This is a genomic window from Leptolyngbya cf. ectocarpi LEGE 11479 (genome assembly GCF_015207065.1).
Lineage (GTDB): Bacteria > Cyanobacteriota > Cyanobacteriia > Phormidesmidales > Phormidesmidaceae > Leptothoe > Leptothoe ectocarpi.
Genome location: NZ_JADEXP010000207.1, coordinates 1 through 11,429, shown reverse-complemented (window position 1 = coordinate 11,429; position 11,429 = coordinate 1). Strand labels below are relative to the sequence as shown.

7 protein-coding genes are annotated in these 11,429 nt (G+C 48.8%); 3 read left to right on the top strand and 4 right to left on the bottom strand.

Annotated elements, in window-relative coordinates; all coding sequences use genetic code 11:
• The 4 genes from IQ260_RS19575 to IQ260_RS19560 all read right to left on the bottom strand — a co-directional run.
• Window positions 1-348 (bottom strand): Wzz/FepE/Etk N-terminal domain-containing protein (locus IQ260_RS19575; protein WP_228016276.1); only part of this gene is annotated, 348 nt, incomplete at its 3' end.
• A 60-nt stretch (window positions 349-408) separates the two neighbouring features.
• Complete coding sequence (locus tag IQ260_RS19570) at window positions 409-1,851, bottom strand: SLBB domain-containing protein (protein WP_193994780.1); 1,443 nt, start codon at window positions 1,849-1,851, stop codon at window positions 409-411.
• Between the two features lie 423 nt (window positions 1,852-2,274).
• Window positions 2,275-4,599, bottom strand: a complete 2,325-nt coding sequence (locus IQ260_RS19565; protein WP_193994779.1) for a GumC family protein — start codon at window positions 4,597-4,599, stop codon at window positions 2,275-2,277.
• Between the two features lie 81 nt (window positions 4,600-4,680).
• On the bottom strand, window positions 4,681-6,108 hold the full coding sequence (locus tag IQ260_RS19560) for a polysaccharide biosynthesis/export family protein (RefSeq protein WP_193994778.1): 1,428 nt from the start codon (window positions 6,106-6,108) through the stop codon (window positions 4,681-4,683).
• Window positions 6,109-7,524: 1,416 nt separating this feature from the next.
• Here IQ260_RS19560 and IQ260_RS19555 point away from each other — a divergent pair.
• The 3 genes from IQ260_RS19555 to IQ260_RS19545 form a co-directional block, all read left to right on the top strand.
• Window positions 7,525-8,592 (top strand): glycosyltransferase family 4 protein, encoded by a 1,068-nt coding sequence (locus IQ260_RS19555; protein WP_193994777.1) that lies wholly within the window; start codon window positions 7,525-7,527, stop codon window positions 8,590-8,592.
• Between the two features lie 63 nt (window positions 8,593-8,655).
• Window positions 8,656-9,948, top strand: coding sequence for a glycosyltransferase family 4 protein (locus IQ260_RS19550; RefSeq protein ID WP_193994776.1), 1,293 nt, complete (start codon window positions 8,656-8,658; stop codon window positions 9,946-9,948).
• Window positions 9,949-10,143: 195 nt separating this feature from the next.
• Window positions 10,144-11,429, top strand: a 1,286-nt coding sequence (locus IQ260_RS19545; RefSeq protein ID WP_193994775.1) for a flippase, incomplete at its 3' end; no start/stop codon positions are given.

Below are 11,429 nucleotides of genomic sequence, written 5' to 3'. Positions count from 1 at the left end.
GCGCAGCACCTGTACCTGGGTTTCATAGTCCAGACCTGAGTTTTTGGTGGGGGCAGCCTCGGCCAACAATCCGCTCAAGTCCGAGAGATTATCCTCGGCGTTAACCGGCTCCACCAGTACCTCAAAATTACCCTCGTAAACCGGCTCCTGACGCAGGGTGTTAAACATCACCGTGCCCATCACCCCGGCAGCCACACCGGTAATCATCAGGGAGCGTCGCCGCAGAACGGTGATCAGCTGGGCTAAATCTAGCTCATCATCATCCTTGGCCCATGGCATTTGGGGCAGCTGGGGCGTCGTGGCTAATACATTAGGTGAAGCGCCGTTGGCTGAAGCAAGATTATCCATAGGGCGATTAAAAAATAAACTAGGGGGGGGTAATGGTTGAAGTAAAAAGTAAGGAGTCGGCTAGAAAAGATTGCCAAACGGTAATATTTGTAGAAATGGCCCCAAAATACTGCTAAGACCATCGGAGAGCCGCGAAACAGCATTAGGATCGACAACCACAATGTCGTTGTGTTGCATAATTGGATTGTCTTCCGGGTCTAAACCTTGGGATAGGTCAATCTCGATGGCACGCTGGGTGACGCTTCCATCGGGGTTCAGCCGGATCAATGCCACAGTTTCCTTGGCGCGATTGTTAAAGCCACCAGCAGCCAGAACAGCCTGATTGAGGGTGGTGTTAGCCGCTACAGCGACCGGCCCTGGAGTTTCCACTTCGCCCACAATGTTAACAGCGATGGAATCGGGTGATAAATTGGTGGCTGTGAGAATACCAATTTGTTCTGGACTAGCGTTGGTATCGGTGGGAACAACAATGGTGTCTCCCTCTTGCAAGATTAAATCTTGTCCTCTCTCACCCGCTTCCACCAGCTTCCACAAATCGAGAGAAATCGTCCGATCGTTGCCTCGTCGAGTTGTGCGCTTGACTTCTATATGGCGCAGATCTGCCAGGGGTTTCACACCACCGGCCAGCTGCAGAGCGCGGGTAACGGTGAGACGCCCCGGCTGTTGCACCGTGTTACTGGTAGCATTGTCTCCTACGATTGTCTGGCTAGATGCGGAGCGCGAGGCATAGTTGTAGGTGCCGGGTCGAAATACCTCGCCCACAATGGCAACACTGATGGCCTCTTCTGCATCGGTGGCAATGTTAGACAGGGCAATCTGTCGGGAGGTTTCTAGATCAATCTCATCAATCTGGGAGATGGTAATCGAGTCACCATCCCGCAGTGGAAAATCCTGGCTCAGGTCGCCGCGATTGAGCAGGGCGGCAAGATTGCTCACCACCCGCTGGGTGCCGCCGTTTTCTACGCGCCGTTGGACTTCCACCCGTTGCCAGTCAGCGGCTTGGGTAATGCCGCCAGCCAGTTTAATGGCTTCTATCAGACTGGGAAACTGGCCGGCTTCACCCACTGCCAGGGTGTATTGCCCCGGTGTCTGAATCTCTCCTGTGAGGGCAATCCGTAGCTGACGGGGGGTTAATAGGTTGACCGTAATTTGAGGGTAGCGGACCTCGCCAGTGTATCTAGCACCGATGACTTGCTCTGCCTGGGCCAGGCTTAAACCGTTAACCGAAACCTGCCCTACAGCGGGTAGGTTGACGTTACCGTTAGCCAATACCCGCTGTTCACCGCTGTACTCGGGTACATTAAATACATCAATGGTGATCAGGTCACCTGGACCTAGCAGATAGTTGTCATCTAACAATGTGGCCGCTGGGACAGCGTAGCCCGTCGGCAAACCCGGCAGCGACGCCAGGGACATCTCTGCACTGCTGAGTACTGTACCTACGGCAAACCCGGCCCCGACGACAGTACGAACGATGGTAGAAAAACTAACAATATGAGTCATCGAAAATAAACCTGTAGGCATGATCAACAGAGGAACAGGCAGAAAACGGGTACAGAGCTCCGGACATGATCTAGGGTAGGTATGATTACTAACCGTATTAACCCCAAGGTCCCCTAAGCAAACTGCTGCTGCGATCGCAACAAATCCGGAAAGCTACAAAGCTTTATGGTCTGAATATGTTTGCTGACGGTTATGTCAAGACATGATTTAGACATCCCGACTGGCTTCAGTCATTTTCAAAAAAACGCTGAAGCCCCATTCTGCCTAGTTTTCAAATAAAGTACGTAAAAATCCGGAGAGTCCTAGCTAGACCAATTTTGCTACTGTCCTAAGGTCTATACGAGGGTCCGGATTAGCAGACAAAACACCCTGGCCTATTACCCCACGTTGAGTAGTCTGATTTCCGTACGTGATCTGTCGTAATTACGAATGATGAGATCGATCAGTGAGGCGCACACACCGCTCGCTGCCCTCAGGTATAGTTTCGAAACCTGTGTCGTTATTGTTGCTACTGCCATTATTAGTGCCGTTGCCAGCACTATTGATAGCACCCTTGGCGGCGACTGGCTTGGGTACTCTAGCAGGTGTGCCATAGCCGTAGTACTTGTACCCCTTGGTGTTGGGCATAACGCCATTGGCCACCAGCCCCAGTACAGGCATCTTGGAAAATCGAATTGTTTCCATGACATGGGCGAGCACATCGCGATCGCACTGGTTAACCCGCGCCACCAAAATTAAACCGTCCGTGTGGGACGTCATCAGCGTCGTATCTGCCAACCCTAACAGCGGTGGCGCATCATACACAATTAAGTCAAACTCCTTTTCCAGGTCTGTCATCAGCTGTTGCATCCGCTGAGACGACAGCAGTTTGACCGGGTCTGGCGGCATGCTACCCGCCGTAATCACATAGAACTCCAAAAACGGGATCGCCTGCTGTAGCACTTCGTCCCGACTAGCATTGCCCGATAGCAAATTGCTCAGTCCCTTTGTATTATCCAGTTCTAGCCGCTGGTGGATCATCGGCTGACGCAGATCCGCATCCACTAGTAATACCCGTTTGCCCATGGTGGCCGCGACCTGTGCCAGGTGTCGAGCAATGGTCGATTTGCCCTCCCCAGGCATGGACGAACTAAAAATAATTGACTGGATGGGGCGCTCAGACCCCAGCAGTAATAAATTGGTCTGTAACAGCCGCATGGATTCCAAAAACTGGGACCGGCCATAGCCATAGCTATCAGGTATCGCCCCAGTTTTCTGGAGCCATCCCCCCTGAAAGGCCTGTTTTAACCAGTGGCCTAAACTGCTATTGGTTGCGATCGCGCCTTGGCCATCAAACTCACTCTGGTAGGGCACCATCCCCAACAGCGGCAGCTTCACAGTCGCCTTAAGCTCATCCAATGTGCGGCAAATCGTATCCAGTTTTTCTAGCATCAGTGCCGTACCCACCCCTAGCAGGATGCTAGCCACCGCCCCCAGCAGCAGACTACGGCGGACGTTGGGAGAAATCGGTAAAGTAGGCTCCAGCGGAGCCTCGATTAGCTCCCACGGAATCTCCGTTTGGGCCGCTTCGATCTGGAGAGTTTCGCGCGTCTCCAGAAACCGGCTCAGGGCCTTGACCGAAATTTCCAACTCCCGCTGCAGATCGCTATATTCCCGTGCCAGGGTGGGCAATTCAGTCAGTGTGGCCTGCAGCTTAGATTCCGCCAGCGCCAGGGTTTGACTCTGGGTTTCTAACACTTGGATCTCATTGAGCGCCCCAGCGGACCTGGCATTGAGCACCCGCTGCGCTTCAGCCGCTAAAACCGGCAATAGCCGTTCCCGTTTATCCTGCAACACCTGAATTTCTAACGTATCGGGTTGAAACCGGGTTAACCCTGCAGCAATCTCCGTTTCCACCTGCCGCAGCTCCTGGATTAGCTGCTGATAAACTGGAGCATCCTGTAAAGCCGCCTCCCCGCCTGCTGTCCCTAATACCCCATGGGCAGCCCTCGCCTGGGCCAGCTGTCGGTCAATATTCAGCCGCTGAGTGCTCAAGGCTTCCGAGCGACTAGCAATCTGTTTGTTTTGGGTCGCCGGATCAATAAAATTGTTAGCCTGACGAAAATCTTCTAACTGGCTTTGCAGCTGATCAACTCGGCCCTCTAACTCCGGTAGCTGTTTGTTAACAAACTGAATTCCCTGGCGCAGGTTAGTCTGACGCTCCTTGAGACTGTAGTCCAAATACACCCCAGCCAGAACATCTAGAGTCTCCCGAATTTTAGCCGGATCCGCGTCTCGATAGCTAACCTCAATAATCTTAGTCTCGCCCACCCGTCTGATAACGAGATTCGCCAACAGTATTTTATAGTCAATCTCAGGGTCCACCCCCCTAAGATCTGCCATGACCTGCTCAATCAGTTCTGGGCTGCGCAATACCTGCACCTGGGTTTCATAGTCCAAGCCCGAGGAGGCTCTCGGTAAGGTATCGCCAAGAAAATCACTAAAGTCCTGGACCTGGTTGTCCACATTCACAGGCTCGACCAGGACCTGAAACGTCCCCTCGTATACCGGCTCCTGGCGTAGGGTATTGTATAGGACCACCCCCATCACACCCGTCGCAATACCGGCAATCACCCAGGCTCGCCGCCGCAATACTGTGAGCACCTGTTTGAGATCTAGCTCATCCTCATCCCAGGGCACCTGGGACCCAGAAAAACCGTTAAAGGTCTTCTCATCGGCCCCACTATTGCTCACATCTAAATTATTCATTACCCCAGAGATATCTAAATATTGTTGACTATGCTAAAAACAGCGTCAAAAAATAAGTGCTAGAAAACTGGTCTGAAGGCGCTACAGCCCATTCCAGCCATTAAAGTTAACCGGTAAAATCTGCAAAAAAGGACTCAAGAGAGTACTTAAACTATCTGACAGACGGGCTGCTCCAGATGGATCAACTACAACAATGTCGTTGTGCTGCATGATGGGATTACCCTCAGGATTTAACCCCTGGGCCAGGTCAAGATCCATTGACCGCTGGGTCACCGTACCGTTGGGATTAAGCCGAATCAGCTCCACCGTTTCGTGGGCTCGACGATTAAACCCACCCGCCGCTAGCACCGCCTGGTTAAGGGTGGTATTCGCCGCCACCGCTACGGTACCTGGACGCTCCACCTCACCCACAATGTTGACGGTAATCGTATCCGGTGACAGGTTTGTCGTTGTCAGTAGACTAATGTGTTCTGGGCTAGCCGCCACTGCTGTCGGAACAACAATGGTATCCCCCGCCTGCAGCACCAAATCTTGACGGCTATCTCCAGCATCCACCAGCTGCCATAGATCCAACAAAATCGTCCGACTGTCGCCAGTGCGGGTGGTGCGTTTCACCTCCACCTGGCGTAGATCGGCCATGGGTTTAATTCCCCCCGCTAGGCGCAGGGCGCGAGTCACCGTTAGCCGCCCAGGCTGCTGCACCGTGTTACCACTGGCATCACCTACAGTGACCGATTGGCTGGAGGTGGGACGGGACGCGTAGTTATAGGTACCCGGACGAAACACTTCCCCAACAATAACAACGCTGATAGCCTCTGCCTCATCAGTAGCCAAATTAGACACCGCAATTTGGCTGGTAGTACGTAAGTCAATCTCATCAGCCTGGGTAATCGTAATCGAATCTCCATCTCGCAGGGAAATATCTTGTCGTAAATCCCCTTGACCCATCAGCGCTGACAGATTGCTGGTCACCTGTTGAACAATCCCATTTTTCCCACGGCGTTGCACATTGACCCGTTGTACATTAGCCGCCTGGGTCAGCCCACCCGCCAGCTGAATCGCGTTGACCAAGGTGGGAAACTGTCCGGCCTCACCTACCGGCATTGTATACACCCCAGGCCGATGGATTTCTCCACTAAGGGCAATCCGCAGCTGGCGCGGTGTCAGAAGGCTAACCGTAATCTGGGGATAGCGTACCCTGGCACGATAGATATCGCTAATGGCCTGTTCTGCTTGAGGGAGCGTCAGACCAGTTATAGATAGCTGTCCTACAGCCGGAAGATTGATGGTGCCGTTGGCTAGCACCTGTTGTTCACCACTGTATTCCGGCACGTTGAACACATCGATAGAGATTAAGTCCCCAGGTCCTAGCAGGTAAGTATTATCTAGAGTGGCTGTCGCCGCCCTAGGCAGGGGAGCTGGAGCAGCCAGGGTCACATCTGTAGTGAGTCCTAACAAAATACCGGCAACTGTCTGTCCGAGAACAGCAAAGAAGATCAGGCGAGTCATAACGATAGATGCTGTCGGTAGGGCTCATACTCCCATTTAATTTTTTGCAAAAGATCCGTATTTTTAACCGGAGATGATTAAGGCTGCCTAGAAACATAGAGAATATACTTACTTATTTATCCACTATTCCAGAGAGCTAGACGGTGAGGCGAAGTCCCAGTGTGGCTAATGGGAGAACATAAAGGCTTCCTTAAAAAAGGAATGCCTTTAACTGGGATATCATTTTCGAAAAAATACCTAGAGCCTTCTAAGTATCTGGGATTAAGACTCACTTGCGTGCAGCTAAAACTAATCAAACAATGCGGAATCTTAGGTGTATCTACCCTAGCCAGGTGTAACCTTCATGATTTTTGGATTGTGCCTTGCTGTTTTATCCGGAACGCTGACGATTTCTCCGTAGTTTCTTGGGGGTGTGTTTATAAAAGATGAGATAAGGTTTTAACTGACTTTCTCATGGGTCTTTTAGGAATGATCGCTGAACAATAAAGCGATATCTGAAATGGAGTTAACCATATCTGAAGGATAAAAAATTGACATTGCTCAGACTTGAGAACAACTCAGCTGTAAGACGTCACCCCCTTCTTGACAGTTGCACGGACATGGGCTTAGCCGTAGCAAAATTCTTGAAGATTTCCACAAAGCCTATTTTTTACGCTTCCATTCATTTGTTCTATAATCTGCGATAGCGCAATGAAAAATTTTCTTATACCGCTTCTGTCATTTTCAAATCTGTTGGTTGCATAAGCTTACTAGCCACAGCATAGATAATACAGACAGTTTTTCAGGTCTAGCTGTAGTGAGGGGCACTGTATAAGCGTCGCTCTGTAGTCTGAAGCATGATTTGGATAGCCTACTTACCATTGACCGACTGAAGAGAGAAATCATTTAATCAGCAGGCCTGTTTACTCTTTTGTAAGATCCGAACTTTTTTAATTTCTTAGTATTTGCCCCCAACCCTCCCAAGTCTGGAGGCTTTGAATATCATCTCCTGCGTAGTTGAGGAACCCCATTTTGCCTGATGGGTAAGCCTAACTTTCTTAGGTAAAAACTTCGTATTTGCCTTAGTTTCTATTGTTTCTATTTTTATCTAGTCAATAGTCCTGAATCAGGACAGCATATCTGTATTTTGCTTTTGGGTGCTTGGTTTTACGACCGGTCTCTTTTGTTTGAGCCTGAGATTAGACGGTTGCTCATATAGTGATTTCCCGGTCTAACAATTAATGAAATAAGTCAATGCATCTGCCCCATTGAGGTGAATAGCAAATTCTAGACTGAGTCAGCTACAAACTCTAAATCATCTTTGTAGCTAAGGGTTTCTCAAGGTCTTACCGGTTTAGCCACTGTCCTAAAATTTGTCACTACAAACTATCGAATACCTCTATTGTTCTCTAAATTTGCGTTGGCGTTATTAGTACGATGCTTGATTTATCAGCATTATCGTTTGGTTCTGACTATGTGTTTTATCTGTTAGCGTTTGTCAGTGCTTTTTCTGTTGTGTTAATTAGTGTGCCCATTGTTAGAGGCATTGCTATTCATTGTGATCGGGTGGATGTGCCTTGCGATCGCAAAGTCCACCAAACCCCCATGGTTCGCCTGGGCGGCGTAGCTATTTTTGTCGGTACCATAGTCGCCGCCATTTGTCTCTGGCGGGTGGGCGGTTTTTCAGGTCTCCTGCCCAAGGACCACCAAGAGATTTTAGTGATGTTGTTGGGGGGCAGCGGCTACTTTCTGCTCGGGTTACTGGACGATTTATACTCGCTTTCTCCGAAGTTTCGACTGTTATGGCAGTTTGCTATTGCCACTCTGGTATGGAGTGCAGGCATTCGCATTGACCTGATAACGGTGCCCAATGTTGGCATTGTGCATCTAGGGTGGCTGAGTTTACCCATCACCCTGATCTGGATCGCTGGCATGGTCAATGCCATTAACTGGATTGACGGTCTAGACGGTCTGGCCTCGGGGGTGAGTGCTATTTCCGCCCTGATTACCGTTGGCATTTGCCTGTTTCTAGGGGAGCCATCGGTGGCCTTGTTGGCCATGTGCCTGGTGGGTAGCCTATGCGGTTTTTTAGTTTATAACTTCAATCCGGCCTGCATCTTTATGGGAGATGGAGGCTCTTATTTTATTGGGTTTATGCTCGCGGTAATCAGCATTACCGGCTTGGTCAAGGGGGCAACAGCGATCACGATTCCACTAATTGTGTTAGCTGTGCCGATTTTTGACATGACCCTCGTAATTATATCTAGACTGCGGCGGCGCAAGTCTCCTTTTGAAGCAGACAACAGTCATTTGCACCATCGACTGCTCAAGGTGGGGTTGCCCCATCGGCTAACTGTTTTATTTATTTACGCCCTCAGTCTATGGATTGGCAGCTGGGCCTTCACCCTCGCACCGATCCCCTACGGACTGTTGGCCATGGCTGTAGCCACCCCCATCTTTGGTTTGACCTCCTGGCGTGCCTGGCGTGTGGCCCGTATTTCTTAAATATTTTCTCAGTTAAACGCTTGCTATCTATTAATTCCCTATTGCTCACTCATTCGCATTCCTATGGTACTCGGCAAGATCAATACTCGTTCTAGGGCTAAGGCGGCCTACTTTGTTGACCAAATCGAGACTCGATCGACTCAGCAAACGGTAAAGCTAGTTACTCAGTTTTTTGCACCTGACTATGCGGCAACGGGCCAGCTGCTGGATGAGCTGGTGAGACAGCTGGCTCGTCAGGGACTGCCGGTGGAGGTGTTTACGGGACAGCCGGCCTATGCTGATGATGTGGCGGAGGCTCCTCAGTTAGAACGGTCTAACAACTTGAAGATTCGGCGGTCGCGGGTGTCGCAGCTGTGGTCGGGTCGGATCCGGGGTAAGGCGCTGACTGGATTGTTGTTTGCGATTCGGGCATTTTTGCATTTGCTGCGCCATGGGTTTGACAAGGATAAAGTGCTGCTGCTGACGACGGCACCGCCGTTTTTACCGGTGGTTGGCTATTTGATGAGCCTGCTGTTTAATACGCCCTATGTGGTGATTTTGTACGATCTGTATCCAGATATTGCGGTGGAGCTGGGTGTGGTGGACTATCACCATCCGGTGGCGAAGTTTTGGCGGTGGCTGAACCAGCGGGTATGGCGACGGGCGAAGTCGTTGATTGTATTGAGTCCGTCGCTGAAGGAACGGGTGGTGGGTCACTGTCCGGATATTGCGGACAGGGTAGAGGTGATCCATAGCTGGGCAGACCCGGAGCTGATTAGGCCGATTGAGAAGAAGGATAATTGGTTTGCGCGTAAGCATGGTTTGGTAGACACGTTTACGGTTCTATATTCTGGGAATATGGGTCGCTGCCATGACATTGAGACAATTTTTGAAGCGGCCAAACTGCTACGGAATGAGCCGATCCGGTTTGTATGTATTGGTGGCGGGGCAAAACGTGAAAAGTTGATTGAAGATGTCGCAGCTGAGGGGTTGGAGAACTTTTTGTTTTTACCGTATCAGGATAAGAAGGATATTCCGTATTCGATGACTGCTTGCGATGTGTCGTTGGTGAGTGTGAGTGAAGGGATGGAAAGCTTGGTTGCTCCTAGTAAGCTGTATCCGGCATTAGCTGCTGGTCGTCCGATTGCGATAATTTGCCCAGAAGGGACCTATTTGGAATCTCTGATCAAAGATAATCGCTGCGGTTCTACTTTTAGAAATAGTGACAGTCAAGGTCTGGCTGGCTTCTTGAAACTTCTGGCTTATGATGCTGGCCTTGTCCAAGATGTGGGATATGAGGGACGACAGATGCTGGAGTCTAAATTTACGCCTACTCTCATTGCTAAAGCCTATCGTCAGTTGTTAACTCGTGTGTAGGAGTCAGGAGCTGCTGTAATTGATGAAATGGCTATCGGTGCTCTTATAGTAGTCGCCATATAGATTAGGACATTTCAAAGGCCGAAATCTAAGAAATTATATGGGAATCGATTGTCCTGACAAAAGTGACGACTGCTATAAATTACAGAAAATAAGCCTGCATCCGTCGTCTACCTAATTATTGGGCCACATACAATGCAATTGATATTAAGCAAGCTTGCCTTTTTAAAGAATCGGGATGAGCTACGTAAGGTCATAGCAAATACAGGATGGCTCTTTTTTGATCGATTCCTGCGGATGGGTATAGGTCTGTTTGTTGGTGTCTGGGTTGCTCGTTACTTAGGTGTCAAAGATTTTGGCACACTTAACTATGCAATTTCTCTTGTTTCCTTGTTCAGCGCTTTTGCTACTTTGGGACTACCTTCGTTAGTCGTTCGAGCGTTAACTCAAAATCCTGAAAAGCGTGAACAAATTTTAGGAACCACATGTTTGTTACAACTGATAGCAAGTTTAGGGTCACTTGCACTGGTAATTATTACAACTTTAGTTTCTAAGAGTGGTGATAAAACAACACTTATTTTAGTTGCTCTTTTATCATCAGCATGGATTTTTAAAGCGTTTAATGCTGTTGATCTATGGTTCCAATCACAGATTAAATCAAAGTATACGGTTTTAGCAAAAAATACTGCATTTATAATTACTGCTATTGGTAAAGTACTGCTCATAAATAATGAAGCCCCTCTTTGGACATTTGCAGGTGTTACTGTCTTGGAATCTGTTTTGGGAGCTTTAGGACTTATTATTTTTTACCAGTCACAAGGATCTTCACTCCTACGCTGGCGATGGAGCTTTGCTTTGGCAAAAACTCTACTTAAAGAAAGCTGGCCTCTGATTTTATCCACATTTACAGTGGTTATCTACATGAAGGTAGACCAAATTATGTTGGGTAATATGATGGGCTCTCAAGCAGTTGGTTTATATGCTTCTGCTGCAAGACTTTCTGAGGTTTGGTATTTTATTCCGACTGCTGTTGTTTCCTCTATAGCTCCTAGTATTTATAAAGCTAAACAAGAATCCATAGCTGCTTATTCTAAACGTTTGGAGCAGGTCATGCGATTGCTGGTGTATTCCGCCATATTAATTGCACTGCCGATGTCTTTCTTATCTGCTCCAGTGATTACTGGACTTTTTGGTGACGGTTACATTGCTGCAGCACCGATATTATCTATTCATATTTGGGCTGCTGTATTTGTATTTATGGGCGTAGGTTCTTCAACTTGGTTTATTGCTGAAGGGCTTACACAGTTGTCTTTCTTAAGAACATTAATTGGTGCTGTTATCAATGTCAGTCTCAATATTATTCTTATTCCTAGTTATGGTGGGGTTGGTGCAGCGATAGCTACAGTAATTGCCCAAGCATTCTCCTCTTTTCTTAGTAATGCTATTCATCCTAAAGCGAGACAGATATTCCTAATTCAGCT

Coding starts and splice junctions, on each gene's coding strand:
- IQ260_RS19565 (WP_193994779.1), bottom strand. CDS start 4,599: ATGAATAATTTAGATGTGAGCAATAGTGGGGCCGATGAGAAGACCTTT.
- IQ260_RS19550 (WP_193994776.1), top strand. CDS start 8,656: ATGGTACTCGGCAAGATCAATACTCGTTCTAGGGCTAAGGCGGCCTAC.
- IQ260_RS19555 (WP_193994777.1), top strand. CDS start 7,525: ATGCTTGATTTATCAGCATTATCGTTTGGTTCTGACTATGTGTTTTAT.
- IQ260_RS19560 (WP_193994778.1), bottom strand. CDS start 6,108: ATGACTCGCCTGATCTTCTTTGCTGTTCTCGGACAGACAGTTGCCGGT.
- IQ260_RS19570 (WP_193994780.1), bottom strand. CDS start 1,851: ATGACTCATATTGTTAGTTTTTCTACCATCGTTCGTACTGTCGTCGGG.